The organism is Leptospira brenneri, from assembly GCF_002812125.1.
Lineage (GTDB): Bacteria > Spirochaetota > Leptospiria > Leptospirales > Leptospiraceae > Leptospira_A > Leptospira_A brenneri.
Genome location: NZ_NPDQ01000002.1, coordinates 138530 through 155282 on the forward strand (window position 1 = coordinate 138530; position 16753 = coordinate 155282).

General features: G+C 37.5%; 16 protein-coding genes. 8 read left to right on the forward strand and 8 right to left on the reverse strand.

From position 1 onward, the window contains the following. Positions 1–3: 3 nt before the first annotated feature. Positions 4–165 (reverse strand): hypothetical protein, encoded by a 162-nt coding sequence (locus tag CH361_RS19665; RefSeq protein WP_004786402.1) that lies wholly within the window; start codon positions 163–165, stop codon positions 4–6. A gap of 110 nt (positions 166–275) precedes the next feature. Here CH361_RS19665 and CH361_RS04040 point away from each other — a divergent pair, with 110 nt between their 5' ends. Continuing rightward, positions 276–1112 carry a YihY/virulence factor BrkB family protein gene (locus tag CH361_RS04040; RefSeq protein ID WP_100789565.1) on the forward strand — a complete coding sequence of 279 codons (837 nt, stop codon included), beginning with the start codon at positions 276–278 and terminating at the stop codon, positions 1110–1112. Here CH361_RS04040 and CH361_RS19790 read toward each other — a convergent pair. Then, the gene (locus CH361_RS19790; RefSeq protein ID WP_135676730.1) at positions 1097–1510 is read right to left on the reverse strand and encodes a hypothetical protein; all 414 of its coding nucleotides are present in this window, start codon (positions 1508–1510) and stop codon (positions 1097–1099) included. The genes CH361_RS04040 and CH361_RS19790 overlap by 16 nt on opposite strands. 153 nt (positions 1511–1663) lie before the next feature. Here CH361_RS19790 and CH361_RS04050 point away from each other — a divergent pair, with 153 nt between their 5' ends. The 3 genes from CH361_RS04050 to CH361_RS04060 are packed head-to-tail and all read left to right on the forward strand — an operon-like array spanning position 1664 to position 3631. After that, complete coding sequence (locus tag CH361_RS04050; RefSeq protein ID WP_100789567.1) at positions 1664–2104, forward strand: hypothetical protein; 441 nt, start codon at positions 1664–1666, stop codon at positions 2102–2104. Further along, positions 2085–2657 (forward strand): LIC12231 family lipoprotein, encoded by a 573-nt coding sequence (locus CH361_RS04055; RefSeq protein WP_100789568.1) that lies wholly within the window; start codon positions 2085–2087, stop codon positions 2655–2657. The genes CH361_RS04050 and CH361_RS04055 overlap by 20 nt, the downstream gene beginning before the upstream one ends. Positions 2658–2662: 5 nt before the next feature. Next, positions 2663–3631 (forward strand): sulfite exporter TauE/SafE family protein, encoded by a 969-nt coding sequence (locus tag CH361_RS04060; RefSeq protein WP_100789569.1) that lies wholly within the window; start codon positions 2663–2665, stop codon positions 3629–3631. A gap of 34 nt (positions 3632–3665) precedes the next feature. On the opposite strand, the gene CH361_RS04065 is transcribed toward CH361_RS04060, so the two are convergent. Next, positions 3666–4850, reverse strand: coding sequence for an Acg family FMN-binding oxidoreductase (locus tag CH361_RS04065; protein ID WP_100789570.1), 1185 nt, complete (start codon positions 4848–4850; stop codon positions 3666–3668). A 52-nt stretch (positions 4851–4902) separates the two neighbouring features. On the opposite strand from CH361_RS04065, the gene CH361_RS04070 reads away from it, so the two are divergent. Both CH361_RS04070 and CH361_RS04075 read left to right on the forward strand, forming a co-directional pair. Next, entirely contained in the window at positions 4903–5568 is a 666-nt protein-coding gene (locus CH361_RS04070; RefSeq protein ID WP_100789571.1) for a DsbA family oxidoreductase, read from the forward strand. Between the two features lie 71 nt (positions 5569–5639). Continuing rightward, the gene (locus tag CH361_RS04075; protein ID WP_100789572.1) at positions 5640–8726 is read left to right on the forward strand and encodes an efflux RND transporter permease subunit; all 3087 of its coding nucleotides are present in this window, start codon (positions 5640–5642) and stop codon (positions 8724–8726) included. A gap of 11 nt (positions 8727–8737) precedes the next feature. Here CH361_RS04075 and CH361_RS04080 read toward each other — a convergent pair whose 3' ends face one another. Further along, complete coding sequence (locus CH361_RS04080) at positions 8738–9769, reverse strand: DUF2804 domain-containing protein (protein WP_100789573.1); 1032 nt, start codon at positions 9767–9769, stop codon at positions 8738–8740. A gap of 133 nt (positions 9770–9902) precedes the next feature. Between CH361_RS04080 and CH361_RS04085 the strand changes: the two genes are divergently transcribed. Further along, positions 9903–11651 (forward strand): GMC oxidoreductase, encoded by a 1749-nt coding sequence (locus CH361_RS04085; RefSeq protein ID WP_100790009.1) that lies wholly within the window; start codon positions 9903–9905, stop codon positions 11649–11651. 5 nt (positions 11652–11656) lie between these two features. After that, complete coding sequence (locus tag CH361_RS04090; RefSeq protein ID WP_100789574.1) at positions 11657–12568, forward strand: ankyrin repeat domain-containing protein; 912 nt, start codon at positions 11657–11659, stop codon at positions 12566–12568. A gap of 16 nt (positions 12569–12584) precedes the next feature. Here the strand turns inward: CH361_RS04090 and CH361_RS04095 are convergent, their stop codons facing one another. The 4 genes from CH361_RS04095 to jag all read right to left on the reverse strand — a co-directional run bounded on the left by CH361_RS04095 (position 12585) and on the right by jag (position 16728). Next, entirely contained in the window at positions 12585–14222 is a 1638-nt protein-coding gene (locus CH361_RS04095; protein WP_100789575.1) for a hypothetical protein, read from the reverse strand. Between the two features lie 64 nt (positions 14223–14286). After that, complete coding sequence (locus tag CH361_RS04100) at positions 14287–14538, reverse strand: hypothetical protein (protein WP_100789576.1); 252 nt, start codon at positions 14536–14538, stop codon at positions 14287–14289. An 80-nt stretch (positions 14539–14618) separates the two neighbouring features. Then, complete coding sequence (gene mnmE / locus CH361_RS04105) at positions 14619–16004, reverse strand: tRNA uridine-5-carboxymethylaminomethyl(34) synthesis GTPase MnmE (protein ID WP_100789577.1); 1386 nt, start codon at positions 16002–16004, stop codon at positions 14619–14621. Then, a complete protein-coding gene (jag, locus tag CH361_RS04110; RefSeq protein WP_100789578.1) occupies positions 15997–16728 on the reverse strand; it encodes an RNA-binding cell elongation regulator Jag/EloR in 732 nt (243 codons plus the stop codon). The genes mnmE and jag overlap by 8 nt, the downstream gene beginning before the upstream one ends. Positions 16729–16753 lie beyond the last annotated feature (25 nt).

The window sequence follows — 16753 nt, forward strand, 5'->3', positions numbered from 1 at the left end:
ACCTTATTTCTTGGCTAGAAGTTCCTCTTTTCTTTCACGAAGGTGTTTCACATAAAGGCTAGATTCGCCATTCATGGTTTCCACGGATTTTTTGATGGCTGCATCAATTTCTGCAACTGTCATCTTCGCGATTTTTTTGTTCTTCTTTTCTTTTTCTTCTGACATGGAAGTTTTCCCCTTTTAGGTACGTCACTGAGATTCTTCCAGGGTTTCCTCTGGTTAGGAGACTGCAAGAAAAATAAGACAAAAATACGGACAAGTTTCAAACTGACCGCATGAAACGCCTCCGACGATTTTTCAGTGAAGTGTACTTGTACGATGTCCATGGCCTAGCTTCGGAACTTTCGTTTACCTTCCTTCTGACCCTGTTTCCTCTTCTTGTTGTATTTGTGACCCTACTTGGGCTTTTGCAGGATCCAAAAACCATCAATTTGATGACAGATCAAATTGGAAAATTTTTGCCGGCTCCGATCTTTCAGCCCATAGACAAAAGTGTTGAAAATTTAACAAGAGTTAAGAGTTATAATGTGATTGCTCTTAGCATTGCCATTTCCTTTTTTTCCAGTTTGACTATTTTTGGAACGATTTCCAAAGCACTCAGGTTTATTTCACGAGACGAAACTACAGTGGGTTTTATTGGTTCGCAGTGGATCAACTTTCGGTTGCTCGTCATTTCTCTTGTTTTACTCGTATTGTATTTTTATCTGACTTATGGTTTGGTTCAGGCCGAACGATTTTTATTTCGTTCCTTTCGGTTTGGGTTTTTTAGAAACAATCCTTATTTGTCAGTATCACTGATCATTCTACCTTATAGCATAGGTTTGTTTACGTTTTATTATGCTTATATTACCAAAGCAAAAACCACTTTAAAAGAAAATTTACCTGGTGCTATCTTTGCTTCTCTTCTTGTTCTTGGGATGAGTTTTGGATTTCAATTTTATTTAAAAATGAAAAACGTAGGTGTGAATTATTCTTTAGCCTATGATTTGATTTCCAAAATGGTTGTGCTCATGTTGTATACTTATATCAATTCAACATTTTTTATTTGGGGATTTTTATGGAACCAAGTCCTTGCGGACGATCGAAATAAAAAATCTCAATCTAAAAAGTAATCGGGCTCTAGGATTCTTGGACAAAAAGAAATAATGATTCCAAAGTAGTGGCGTGCTAGGGAATGGAAGAGCCACTCTCCACCAGAAGAAAGGATATCGTCGGCATCTAAATCGGTGTATCCTTTTTTATGAAACAACTGATCTAAACTCCAGTTTTCTTCTCCGGGAATGACTTGGACTTTGAGAAGAGCATAAAATTTATTTTCGAGTCTTTGGTAACGAAATACCAGTGCTCTTCCACCTAACGGATTTCTTATGGTAAAGGTAAGCCAAGAGGGAAAATCATTTTCTGGTTCCGAACTCAAATGATAGAGTTCCCAACCGATATCTTTCGCGTTCCCAAAAAACTCTTGGAAACTAGATGTAAAAGCAGATTGGTATTCGGCAGTAATCCCCATTTGTTTTTTGATAAAATTTCAAGGCCAGTTTTAAAGCAAACTCTATCTCTTCCCCCGTCTAAAGTTCCGATTCAGTTTTTTAAAAAAGAAGGGGAAATTCCGGTTTCCCTAAGAATGAGATTCGTTAAGATGGGGACTTGAGGTTTGTAACCTATGATCGAAACTATCAATATCAATTGGCCGAGTGGAGCCATCGATCCAGTCATTCATTGCCCTGCTTGTGGTAGTCTTGTCCTCAGTCCCTTAGAAGAAGAGGGGCCTGGTTGCCACCACATTCAATTCATCATTGATAGTGAATCAGGCGAATTTAACTACATCACGGAACCTTTCGACGAAATTTTGAAGGAATTTCGTAAACCGGATGTAGAAGAATTTGATGAGTGGGATGCCACTGAAGTTTTTTTAGAAGAAGCAGAATCCAATACATTCTATGTAATGAATTTAATTTTGCCGAGTAATGTTTCGATTGAAGATGATCCTGTTTGTTTGCGAATTGGATTTGAATTATTTTTCAGTGAAGACCAAGAAGAATTATACGAAGAATTAGAAAGAAGACATGACGAGGAAGGTTTACATGACCATAGCCAAAACTAAAATTTTATTTGTTGGACAACTGATTGCATTCAGTTTGATTTTTTCCAATTGTTTGATCAGTTATAAAGATCATCCCAAAATTTTACCACTTCCTTCGGAAGAAAAAACAAACGACGCTAATTTTGTTTATGCACTTCCTACATTTCCTCAAATGAACTTAGGTGGAAGGGAAGCTCTAAAGAACTACTTTCAAAACAAAACTCGTTTTAAAAATACAGTAGAAGGGGTTGATGTTCCAAAAACTGGATACTTGGTGAATGTAAAAGTGAATTATCGTTCTCCTTCTCCTGAAGCCACTGTGTTTCTTGGTATTTCTACATTAACCGCAACTTTACTTCCTGCTTGGTCTACACAAGATGGATATGATGTTCAGTATCTTCTTTATAAAGATGGAAAGAAAGTAGGAACTTACGAATATCATATCTTTAGAAACTATGCACAGTGGTTATTATTTATTCCTATCTCTTGGTACAATTTTGAAACTGCAACTGAACGAGAAGTGTTTGAGAGAATGACACTTAAGTTTTTTGAAGATGCGAAGGATCATTTCTAAAACCATTGGATTTTAACTTCCAAATCTATTATGATTTTGTCTGGGGTTTTTGGCCGGGGATCATTGTTGTTTTTGGAGTTGGATTCTTTGTTGGATACATAGCTTCTTTTTTAGGAGTCGGGGGAGGGTTTATTTACACTCCCTTTTTCCATAGTTTTTTTCATCTCAGTGCAGTGCAGGCGGTTGCAGTCTCCTTAGCACAAATGCCCGTTTCTTCTCTATCCGGCCTTTTTGTTTATTACAAAAACAATAAAATCAGATGGAAACAAGGGTTTCTTCTACTTTGTACTTCGATTCCAACAGCACAGTACACAGCTTATAAATTTGGAAGGTTTGAAGATACCGAGTTCGGCAAACAGTTGTATTATGGAGTTCCATTGTCAGAATTGATTTATCTGATAGTGTTTACTGTTTTTTTAGGGATTCTTGCTATCTACAATTTGATCACTGCTTTGAAGAGGAGAAAGAAATACTACCAATCTCTCGAAGTTCAGGCTCAAAGTTTAAATTCTAATCCCTCTGTTCTAACAAAAGACTCAGAAACAAAATTAATTTCGGCGCATTCACCTAATATAGATCAGGTGTCTTCATTTTCTTATTCTCGTAAATCGATTTTCATTGTTCTTCTTACGGGAATCTTTTTTGGTTTGTTTTCTTCTTTTTTTGGAATTGGAGGTGGGTTTTTAGCTGTACCTCTATTTGTGTATTACTTTCGAATGAGTCCTGTGGAAGCGGTTGCCACTTCCTTTCTTGGAATTTTTCTTACTTCTTTTGGAACGAGTATTATGTTTTATATGCAAGGAAAGTTACATTTGGAATTAGCACTCATTGGAAGTCTGGGTGGGTTTTTTGGTGCCAGGATTGGTTCTTTGAAAGCAATCAATGCTAAACCTTATTCCATACTTCTGGTTACGGCCACCTTCCAATTTTTAGTAGTGATTTGGTATGTGATTGGGAAACTTCCCAAGTTTTAGTTTCCCTGGCGTTTCAAGATATACTTAAGATTTTTTAAATCATAAAACTTTCCAACTCTCGTCTTGGCGAATCATAATCATAAGAACTTCTTCCTAATCTAGCAATCAACTGAATTTGTTGTTTGGGTTTTAAACCCAGGAGAGTTTTTAGTTGTTCAGTGAACTTTCGGCTTTCTGGATAATCTTCTACTGCTTGGTTCATCGTATGGAAGGCAATTTTCCTTACGGCACATGCTAGTGTTAGACGCATGAAATCTCTTCCCGTTTCGATCCAAGTTCGTTCTGTATCGGTGCCTTCTGTGATGAAAAAAACAAGTGCCTTAGAAGAATATACTTGGCTTTGAAACATTTGGATTCCCGCATTTTTAGAGGATTCAGAATGCCAATCTTCTTTGGCTAAAGAAACAAAAAAGTTTTTCGCAAACCAAAGTTTAATTCCGGAAAGCCCGTTTCCTTCGAGTGTGAGCCCATCCCGTTTTGAATAAATATCTTCATTGGAAACTCGAAACCACTTACGATTGAGTTCATTGGATACGGTGCGATTGGTTTCCATGGCAAAAGCAGAATCGAGTATAGGAAGAATAGTTTCTAATTTTTGAGGATCATTGATAAAAAGGATTTGGTGTAGGCTTGGACCAGTTAACATTTTTAAGTCATCGATTTCTTCATTTTTGATGTAATCTCCTGAGTAAACGGAACGGTTCATCCTGCGATGGGGAACACCAGAGAACAAAAAATCGTGAACACATTTGGATTTGGGAGAAATTTCAAATTTAGCAACAGGTAAGGCTAAGAAAGAAAGGGAACTTGGTTTTCCTTTTGGGAAATATGTGATTTTTGAATCGAACATAAGTTTATCGGCTGCTAGGTGAGCAAGTTCCAAAAAACAACCTTGCGTATGGAAAAATTGACGGTTCAAAGAATCGATTTCCGGGAGTTGTTTTTCTTTGTCTCCAAACAAGAGAAATTCCGAGTCAGAGACCCGTTTTAGTTTCCAGGGCTGGGAATTATGGGAATTGGGTGCTAGGAGGGCGGTTAGGAGGATTTGGTCTAGGGGTTTCGTAAAACCAAGGGATTCAGCAAACCCAAGAGGGTCTTGCCTGTGGAAGTTGGCTTCCTTTCCGCTATACGCATATAAGTTTTTTTGTAAAGCAGGCAGCGAAACCAAGGCACCAGAGGCAAAACTGTTGATTAAAAATCTTTTTCTTGTGAGTTTCATTATTTTCCCTTTTATGGTTCTAGTCTCTAATTGGATAGGAGTCTAATATAAAATGTCAACCAACTCTGAACCTTTTTCCATTGATATCGTATCCGATGTAGCTTGTCCCTGGTGTTATGTAGGAAAAAAGAAATTGGAGTTGGCTCTTCAAACTGTTGGAGATCAAATCAACCCGCAAGTTCGATGGAGACCGTTTCAGTTATCTCCTGAAATTCCAGAACAAGGGATTGATTATAAAGAGCACCTAACACAAAAATTTGGAAGTTTAGACAGATTGGACGGTGCTTGGCAACGCCTTACAGAAATCGGAAAATCTGTAGGAATTCCATTCCAATTCGAAGCCATACCCAAAGCCACAAATACATTGGTGTTACATGCACTCGTAGCAGGACTTTCTACTTTAGAAGAACAGGCAAAGTTAGTGGATCTGTTTTTTGCTGCGAACTTTACGGAAGGAAAGGATCTGACTGATAAAGAAGTGATTTGGAAAGTAGCCGAACCTATATACAAAGACCGTGTTAAGTTTGATGCTATTTTCGCAGACCCAGAACTAAAGGAACACATCCGACAAGAAATCTCATATTATCATCAAAATGGAATCAGCGGGGTTCCTTATTTTATTATTGGTGGGAAGTATGCAGTCAGTGGGGCACAAGACCCTTCTGTTTTTGTGGAAGTAATTGAAACCGTTTTAAAAGAACGCAAATCAGAAACTTAAGTCAATAAATTTTCATTTCACCTTGACCAAACGATCAATCTACTTAGATTGATTCTAATCGAATTATATTTATGAAAAAAATTATACATTTCTTTGTTTATAAACCATTAGTTGCTAATTTGGTTTTTATCTTTTTATTCCTTGCGGGAATGATCTCTGTTTTATCGATGAAGCGAGAGGCATTTCCAAGGGTTAACTTTCGTCAAGTGCGTGTGCTCACTGTATATCCTGGGGCAAGTCCCGTGGATGTGGAAAAAAAGGTAACCATTCCCATCGAGGAAAAGTTACGCGAAGTAGAAGGTTTGGATTCTGTTCGTTCTATCTCTCGTAACTCCGAATCAGATATCAGTATCAAAATTGATTTAGAACATAGTAATCCTGATGGGGTTGTGAACGATATTCGCCGTGCCGTGGATCGTGTTACCAATCTACCTACACAAGTTAAAGATCGTCCGATTGTTACAGAACAAAAAAGTTCCAACTTCCCTGTGTTAGAGATGGCAATTCATGGAGCCATGAACGAAATGGAACTTCAAGAAATGGGACGTTTCATTGAAGATGAGATGCGAAAAGTCTCTGGAGTGTCTCGTGTGGATGCATTTGGTAAAAGAAAAGAAGAGTGGAGGATCCGTGTGGATCCTGACTTAAAGAAACGTTACACACTGGGTTTTGCAGATATCATCAATGCTATTTCAAGACGAAATATCAGTGTTCCTGCGGGATCTTTTTTACGACCCCTCACACAAGACATCCGTGTGACTGGTGAAATTAATGAAATCAACGATATTAAAAATATTCCCATTCGTTCCAATGAAACTGGAAATACGATTCTTTTATCACAAGTTGCTAATGTAAAGGATACTTATGAAAGACCACGTGTGATCGCTGTTGTGAATGGAGAACCAGCTTATGTCCTTCAGATCATTAAAAAAGACAGTGCTGACATCATTCGAACAGTAGAAGCTGTGCAAGAACGAATCGATGAATTAAAAAAACAAATTCCTGCAAACATCCAATTTACTGAATTAAACAACGAAGGTGCACGTGCCATCAAACGTTTAGATGTAGTGATCACCAACTCTTTACAAGGTTTGTTTTTAGTTGTGGTGGTTCTTATTCTCTTTTTTAGTTTTAAAGATTCACTTCTCACAAGTCTTTCTTTACCATTAACTCTGTTTGCAACAACCATTGCATTTCCTATCTTTGATGTATCTTTTAATTTAGTGTCGATGTTAGGGATTATCATTTCCTTGGGGATGTTAGTTGATAATAGTATCATCATTTCTGAAAATATTTACAAACATAGATCTAAAAAAGTTGATTCTAAAGAAGCTGCAGTCCTTGGAGCCAGCGAACTTTTTGTTCCTATTATTGGATCTTATCTAACAACGGTTGCTGCTTTTTTACCGATGGCATTTATGTCGGGGATTATGGGTAAATTCATTTGGCAAATTCCATTTATGGTGATTGTTGCTTTGACTTTATCATTGTTTGAATCCTTTTTATTACTTCCAGTTCGGTATGCTCAGTTCACATCACACGAAGTGAAAAAACGTTCTAAACACCGCGAAAAATTTCGTTCAGTGTTAGAAAATGGATTTGAGTCTTTAAAATCTGGGTTCACCAATTTTATTACAAAGGTTGTGAACCGTCCTTTCATAACACTCGGTTGTATCCTTATCGTATTTTTATCTTCTTGTGGGCTTGTGGGACTCATGAACTTCAATTTATTCCCTAAAGAAGGAATTGATTATGTAATGGTTCGTGCAGAATTTCCTCCAGACTATTCTGCACAAGAAACCACCAAACAATTGCAATACTTCCAACCAATTTTGGATAAAATTCCAAAAGAAGAAGTGCAAAGTATCATTTTAAAAGTGGGAATTCAACAAACAGATCCAACAGATCCACTTACAAGGATTGGGGAACAATTAGGAATGGCACAAATCATTCTGGTTCCTGAAACAGAACGGAAAAGAACTGCCCAAGAAATTTTTGGTGAGTTGGAACCTGATTTAAAAAAACTTCCCGGTGCAGTTTCGGTGATGGTGGATTTGGTAGTGAATGGGCCACCGATTGGTGCCGCTGTAACTGTCGCGATCGAAGGCCGTGATTATAAAACTTTGAAACAAATTTCCAACGAGATGCAAGGTTTTCTAAAGAAACAAGAGGGTGTTGTGAACATCAATGATGATTACAAACCAGGTAGGGAAGAAATTCAAATTCGTATGAAGGACACTGCCTCTGCCATTACAGGAATTGATACGGAAATTACTGCTTACTACGTTCGAACAGCTATGGAAGGTTTAGAGGCATCTAACTTGCGTAAGGGCAAGGATGAGGTTAAAATTGTCATTCAAAACGATGATAAGTTTCGTGATGGGGTCGAAGATTTAGATTCGATACAGATATCAAATAAATTTGGCCTACTAACGCCGATTACAGCAGTCACTACAAAAACCACGGTCCAAGGGATAGAAGCTTTATATCACAATGATTACGAAAAAGCTATTACCGTTCTTGCCGATGTTGATGAAGCTAAAACCAGTTCTTCCATCGTAAATGGAAAGATTGTGGAGGAGTTTGGAAATATCGGGAAAAAGTATCCTGGTTATAAAATCAAATTCCGAGGAGAACAAGAAGAAACAGAAAAATCAATGATTTCGCTCCTCACTGCTGGTGTTCTTGCATTCTTTGGAATTTTTGCGATCCTTGCGATCATCTTCAATAGCATTAAAAAACCAGTTTTGATTTTGTTATCGATTCCATTAGGGTTTGTTGGAGTGGTATTTGGATTTTTGATTTCAGGAAAAGCACTTAGTTTTCTTGCGATGATCGGAATCATTGGTCTTGCGGGGGTGATCGTCAACGCATCCATTGTGCTTGTGGACACCATCCAAGAGTTTCAAGCGAAAGGAGAAGGGTTGTATGAATCTCTCATCACAGCTTCTTCTGAAAGATTTCGACCCATTTTGGTGACAACACTTACCACTATGGCTGGAATGATTCCTACTGCTTATGCCATCGGGGGATCGGATCCCCTTCTCATTCCCATGACACTTTCTTTGGCTTGGGGACTTGGATTCGGAACCTTTGGGTCTCTTATCTTCATCCCGGCCAGTTTCTCTGCTTACTACAAACTAAAGAAACGAAAGTAAATCTTTCAACTTTAGTAATGATTCAAGACATCTTCGGCAAACCCGAGGATGTTTTCGAGTTTTAGTTTTTTCCCATCGTCTAACACCACTGTTCCATTAAAAGTTCCAAACACTTGGTGTTGTACTGTTTTGATGATTAAAAAATTCATATATGAATTTCTATCGACAATGGGAGTAAAATCTAAATCCAAACGATTGTTGTTGGATGTAAATTTCCATGGTGCCATATAGTTTTTGGTATCGATGATAAATTTCACTTCATCTAACTTATGAATTTTTCCATCATAAAGAATGATGTTTTCTGAAGCTGGGCTTCTATCTGTAAATCCATAACCTAAATTTAGGCCGAATGGTTTTCCTCCGACCAAAGTAGATACAGAACCCCAATACCATCTGTTTTTATAAGTCCATACACCACGACCCCAATCGAGTGCACCAAAATCCTTTTGTTTATCAAATTGATAAATGGTACTACCTACTTGCACTTGGCCCGAAGCAGGCATACAATTGATTTTAGTATTATAATAAAATGCCTTTCTATTTTCTTTCCAAGAAGTTGCAATATTCATTGAATCCATCTTGGGTTCCTTAAGTTCAATTTTTCCTTGGATGCCTTTGGTTCCATCCGGTGCCTCAAAGGTTTTTGATTCAAACTCTAAAACTCGTTTTCCCTCAGTGACTTCAAATCGAATTCGGAGTTTTTTATCTTCAAATTGAATGACACCGCTATTACTCACTCGAGGAAATCCTGTTTTACCTAGAGGGAGAACTGAAAGTGTATCAATTTGTTTGAATGTTCCTTTTTTAAAGTCCAAAAAACAAATGGCAAACAATCCCGCATAACCTAAATCAGATGCAGTTATAGTAATTCCAAATTCTTTTGTAGGAGAAAGAATCGAATAGTAGTCCCATTCTTTAATTCGTAGAGCAGAGGCAGCAATACTTTCGCGATTATAAGTCCAAAAAGGAGATCGAGCCCAACCCTCTTCGGTAAGGGTTCCATTAGAATTTAGTAAAGGGATTTGTTTTTTAATTTCAGGCATAAACTGATTCAAAAGGACGAATCACTTTCGGCTAGAAGTTTTTAAGGGAATCTTTAAGAGCGAATTGACAGGAATTGAATTCTTTGTCAGACTCGGTTTCTCTTACGCACCCGTAAACAAGGAAAAACGAACCATGAGTCAATCCATTCCAAAAGAACAAAATTATGATTATGATTTTATTATAGTGGGATCCGGTTTTGGAGGATCTGTTTCTGCTTATCGTTTATCACAAAAAGGTTATAAAGTTTTAGTAATTGAATCAGGAAAAAGATGGAAGTCCAAGGACTTTCCTAAAACCAATTGGAGTCTTCATAAGTATTTATGGATGCCAAAGTTAGGTTTTTATGGAATCCAAAGAATCAATTTACTGAACGATTTTTTACTTGTGAGTGGTGCAGGTGTGGGTGGTGGTTCTTTAGTTTATGCTTGTACATTGTATGTCCCATCTTCTAAAGTATTAAACTCTTCCTTATATTCCAAAATGGGAGGGGAAAAAGCATTATTACCATATTATGATGTTGCAAAGCATATGCTTGGTGTGACAGAAAATCCCCAACTGTGGGAGCCTGATCAGATTTTATTAGAAACGGCCAAAACATTTGGTAAAGAAGATACATTCCGAAGGACACCTGTGGGAATTTATTTTGGAAACAAAAAAGATCCGAAGGATCCGTTCTTTGGTGGTGATGGTCCAGACCGTGAACCTTGTAATTTTTGTGGAGGTTGTATGGTGGGTTGTCGTCACAATGCCAAAAACACTTTGGACAAAAACTATTTATACTTAGCAGAAAAGTTGGGAGCAGAAATCCTCCCTGAAACGAAAGTCACTTCTCTCATTCCTTTAAATGAAAAAGGAATCCCTGATCCAGAGGCCAGTGGCGAATTTGGATATGAATTAGAAACAAATAGTACAACAGGATGGTTCGGATATCCAAAAAGAAAATTTCGTTCAAAACAAGTTGTTCTATCTGCTGGTGTGATGGGAACGGTTGGTCTTCTTCTCAAAATGCAATTTGAAAACAAAATGATTCGATTGTCAGAAAAGTTAGGTGATACAGTCCGAACTAATAGCGAAACAGTATTACCGGTTACGGTTCCCGCAAGTAAAGGAGTGGATTATTCAAAAGGCATTGCCATCACATCCTCTGTTCATCCCGATGAAAACACCCATATTGAACCTGTGCGTTATTCAAAAGGATCAGACTTTTTTGCTCTCCTCGCTAGTGTCATGACTGATGGAGGAGGAATCTTTCCAAGACCTCTTAAATTTTTTTGGACTATGGTTCGTCATCCTTTGTATTTTTTAAAGGCCCACAACCCAATTGGTTTTGCAAAAAACTCTATTATCTTACTTGTGATGCAAACTGTTGATAATAGCGTACGACTTGTACGGAAAAGAAGAATCATTTGGCCTTTTCAAAGAACCATTACCTCTGCACTTTCGACAGGCGAACCAACACCAACCTATATTCCGATTGCCAACGCCTTTACAAGAAAACTTGCGGAAATTGTAGGTGGAATTCCCCGTAGTTCCTTTAATGACACTCTTCTTGGTGCTCCTTTGACAGGTCATATCATGGGTGGTTGCATTGTGGCAGACTCACCGGAACGCGGGGTGATTGATATGGAAAACAAAGTCTTTGGGTATGAGAACCTACGTGTTTGTGATGCATCCATGCTCACCGTCAACTTAGGGGTCAATCCAAGTTTAACCATCACAGCACTTTCGGAACGAGCCATGAGCTTTGTTCCTACCAAAGATAAGGGAAGAGTCCCATTTTTGTCTTTTGAAACTAAGAAAGGTTTTGATAAAATCCTTAGTTCTGTTCCTAAAAAACTTTCCGTTAAAAAATCGACTTCTGTGAGGAGGCGCGTATCATAACCTAAATGAGTTTGATTGACGTTGCCAAATCAGGAAGTATCGAAGAATGGAATGCGGAAATTAATGCGGGTGCTGATCCCAATGAATTAGATTCTTATGGAACCAATGCCCTCTCTTGGATGCTTAAGATGGGAAACGAGGATTTGTTTCGGCATGCCATTCAAGAAGGAGCCGATCCTTCTTTTCCTTACCGAACTCCAGGAAATGTTATTTTTGACATCATTGATCAAAATAAAGAGTCTTTTTTACAGATCCTTGTAGAAACAATTTCTATTTGGAAAAATTCATCTCATCAACTGGTAAGAGACAAAAATGGAAACACTCTCTTTCATAAGGCTCTCCTTGAATCTGCAGAACCTCTCTGGGAAGTTTTGAATGACTCTTTAACGGAAGAGATTGTTTCTTTACGAAATGAAGAAGGCAGGTCTTTATTTTTAGAAGCGATTATCGAAGACCGATTAGAGATTGTCACTAAACTTTTGCTCCAGTTTCCAAATTCCATCAAACATATAGATCATGAAGAAAAAACAGCACTTCATTTGGTAGCAGAAAGAAACTTATATGAGCTTTGTTCTTACTTACTCGAAGAAGGAGATGTTTCTTTAGAAACAAAAGATAGTTTTGGTAACACTGCTTTATTTTTAGCTGCCTCTGCTGATGCTGTTGAATGTTTGAAAGACATTTTGGATGCGGGAGCCAATCCTTTTATTTGGGGAGAAAACGAGGAATCAATCACAAGGTTATTTGACCGTGAAAAGTTTGGTCATTCTTTCAAAACCTGGAAAGACTTCGTGATTCAAAAGGCAATTCTCGGCGCTGGATATTCACGCCGAGAGGAAATGATAAATTACATTCGAAAGGAAAAACCGTTCAAACCAGAAGAACTCACCAAGGCAAAGTTAGTTGATTTGATCTAGTTTCAGTAAGTTTAATTTATTTTTGGGGAGTAGAATCATCTCCTAAAAATTTAGGTCCATAATTTCCATCGCGATCACTATAAGAGCGTTCTGTCCTTGGACTTTCAAAAGTATAATGTTGTTCTATATTGGTTTTGAAAGGTGCATTTTCTGGAGACTCTCCATACTGATGGAGTTCTCTAATCCTTAAATCTGACCTGGGATGTTTGCCGAGTCGACCTTGGAACTGAAAGAAGGAAGATAATTTGGGATCTACTTTATGATGACCGTCGGGATCTTTGTCAGCGTTTTGACCTATCCAACCAGGTTCTTCCCAGGCCACGAGTTTTTGAATTCGTCCTTTGATCATATTACGTGCGTCAACATAACGAGTTTCCAAAGGTTTATCTTTTTCTGTTTCAGAATTTTCTACAGGAGTTATTTTTTGTTTCGTACTTGGACCAATTTTTACATTCGATAAATCCTTCTCAGAAAGATTTATGGGGATAATTATAATGGAAGTTTCTGGGTCGAAACTTGGAAATACATCCCAAGGGTCAGAAATATAATTAAAAACTGCATTTCCTGCATGTAATTTAACAGTATAACCACCATAAGCTGATGTTGGATTCCCACCATCAGATCCCATATTCCCTTTTGCTACATAAAGGATAGGATGGTTTTTTAAGGAATTGATATTTCGAAAATCAGTATCGAGTAAGATATGATCATGTCCTGTGAGTAAAATCCGTTTTGGTTTTCCCTCTTTCGATACAAGTAAGGCATATGATTCTAGATCACCTTGGTGGACGTTTCCAAATTTAGTTGGTCCTTCATTCCAATCATACCAAATCCAATAAGAGATGACCATATCTCCATTTCCCACTTCATACCAATAGTTGGCGTTGTCTCTAAATCCAGGAAGAGCTTCCTTCTGTGTTCCTGATACAGTTGCATTTGCATAACGAACATGATAGTATAAATGTGTTTGTTTGTCTGTTTCTCTTAGGTCCGGAAATTCCACATAGTTCCAAGTGGTTTGGCCAAGGGACTTACGACGAATATCCTTATTTGGAAGTGTATATTCTTTCGACTGAAAGAAGTTGGAATACTTTTCCATATTGGTGGGTAAGTATTTTTTATCTTTATGAAAGACAAGGATGGGAGAAAACTTAAGTGCTAGTTCCTCTTGTTTAGAGTTGGGAATTAGATTCTCTTGGCTTACGAATTGAAACTCGTGAGAGATGTTTGGACTTTTGACAAGAGAATCAGAATTTCTAACCCAAAAAGGATTGTGACCAGGTGAATATTTTCCATATACCTTTTGAATTCCTTCCAGACTTACAGAAAGATGAGTCCACTTGTTTGGTGTTTCTTGTTTGAAACTAATTGATTCAGAGGAAGATTGAATTTTTTTTGTAATTGGATGTGTATGTATTAAAACAGGCGTATAACAATCTTTAAATGTTACTGTCGGACAAAAATAAAATTTTACCGAATACGAAACACTTTCTCCTTTTAATTCCTTGGGAATGGATTTCAGTCTGAGCTGAAATCCAATAGGTCCTAAGTTCGAAACTTCGGATTCCTTTTCCTGGGAACCTGAACAAGAAATTACAAAAAACAAAAGTAATGTGAATGGAAGATAGGTGGTAGTTTTTGTGAATGGTTTCATTTGTTGATTTATGGCATAAAAAAACCCCTGCTTCCAGGGGTTTCTGATCTGAGAAAGACTAAGATTACTCAGCGTCTTTTTTTGCTTTTTTCTCTTTTTTGGCCTTCTTAGCTTTTTTAGCCTTTTTCTCGCCATGTTTATTATTCTTTTTCTCTTTCTTCTCACCGTCTTTATTGTTGATTTTTTCTTTTTTCGGTTTAACGGTTTCGGAAGCTTCCTCTGCTTGCATTGTTGGTTCTTCGTCTGCTTCTGTTTGAGCAAAAACACCAAAAGTGCTGAAAGAGAAAATAGAGAGAATCACAAGAATTTTTTTCATTTTTTACCTCGTATGGAATGTGCACCTATTAGATACTATTTCGATGAATAGACAATCGTAAATTTTAGAATTTTTGTGAATTATTTACCAACACAAAATTTGCTAAAAATCCTACCAAGGATTTCTTCATTTTCAACATGACCGTTGACTTCGCCAATTTCTTTGAGAGAGGAATTGATTTCTTGGATATAAATTTCAGCAGGTGCCTCATCTTCCATCAGTCGAATCGCTTCTGATAAACTAGATTCAATTTTTTGAATATGATATCTTTGTCTATCTTCTAACAATACAATATCTTCGGAATTATCTTTGGATGTAAGTTTTGATTTTAGAATTTCTAATAGTTGAGGAATTCCTTCTTTTGTTTTACAAGAAATTTCAGTGATTTCTAAATCAAAATCTTTTTGTAAATCTTCTAAATCCTTACGGTTCCAGTTTTTATGTTTTTGATCAACTTTGTTTGCCACAAGGATAGAACTGTGAAGCCTATCTTTATGTTTCGTTAGAAAAGAACTTTTATCGAATGGAATTGAGGTATCAATGAGCAGTAGTTTTACATTGGCACTGTCTGCTTCTCGTTTACTCCTTTCAATTCCCATTTGTTCAATATTATCAGAAGTTTCTCTGATACCTGCTGTATCAACAAGACGGATCGGAATTCCATCCAAACTTAATTCTTCTGCTATATAATCCCTAGTTGTACCAGGAATATCAGAGATAATGGAGCGATCCTTTCCAATGAGTAAGTTCATTAAACTCGACTTTCCTGTGTTAGGTTCTCCAAACAAAACAACAGTAGATTGTAAGATGAGAGTTTCCGCCCTTTCCGAATCTTGAATTAATTTAGAACAAAGATCACGTAAAGAAGACATTCGATTTTTTCTTTGTTCCAAACTTTCAAAGGTTAAATCTTCTGTTGAAAAATCAATTTCTGCTTCGCATTCTGCTTTTAATGAAATGAGATCACTTCTGATTTTGGAACTTAACTTTGTAATTTCGCCAAATACGTTTTTCTGAGCTAATTCTAGTTCATACCGGGAACGTGCTTCTATGAGTCGGCTGATGGCTTCAGCACCCGATAAATTGATTTTTCCATTTAGGTAAGCGCGTTTGGTGAACTCACCTTTCTGTGCAGGACGGGATCCCTTTTCAAATAAAATTTGTAGAGCTCGTTTGAGAAGGATTGGATTTCCATGTAAGTGAAACTCTGCCAAATCTTCACCTGTATAAGAGTTAGGTGATGGAAAATAAAAAAATACAATTTGGTCTAAAGGTTTTTCTTGGTCTACGAAATCGCAGAAGATAGCAGTGCGTTTTTGATTTTTAATGAATTCTTCAGTCAGAGGAGAGCCGTTTTTTTGCAAAACGGAAAGGGCAATGGGCAAAACGGCAGAGCCCGATACCCGAAGGATGCCAATCGCTCCGGGACCTGAGGCAGTGGACAATGCCGCTATGGTATCAATCAAGATCTTCTTGGTCTACTCCGTCTGCAAAGTCTTCTACTGGGAGACCTTTTTTGGATGGGTCTTCCAAATCTTTGTATTTGTGTTTTTCTTTTGCAGAGATGACTCGAACTCTTTTAAAAGTTCCATTTCCTTCTGATCTAGTAAATACTCTTTCATCCTCTTGGATTGCCATGTGAACAATTCTTCTTTCAAATGGATTCATTGGATCAAGTAGTTTAGATCTTCCTGATTTGATTACCGACGCCGCTACAGATTTTGCCAATCGAATGAGAGATAACTCTCGTTTGTCGCGATAGGATTCGATATCTAATACAATTTTTCTATTGTGACGAATTTTTGGATCAACCATTAGGTTGAGAAGGAACTGTAGTGAATCTAAAGTGCCACCTCGTTTTCCGATGATGAGTCCAGATTCTTTACTGGTAAGTTCGACATAGATTTTTCCATCTACATCACCCATCCCAACCACTTCCGCAGGGATTCCCATTTTTTTCAAAATGGTAATGATTACCCCGTGAATGATTTTTTCGGATGGGATGTCGTTGTTAGCAACAAACGCACGTACAACGGCTGGTTTTTTTTGAGTGATTCCTAAAAATCCGGATTTTCCGGAATCAACTACTTCGAATCGTAAATCGCCGGGTTGGAGGCGAAGGGTTTCGAGCGAATATTCTTCTGCCTCACCTTTCGTTTTTCCTTCGGCTTCGAAAATGTAATTATTCATCTGTGATCTTCCTTGTTAAACAATG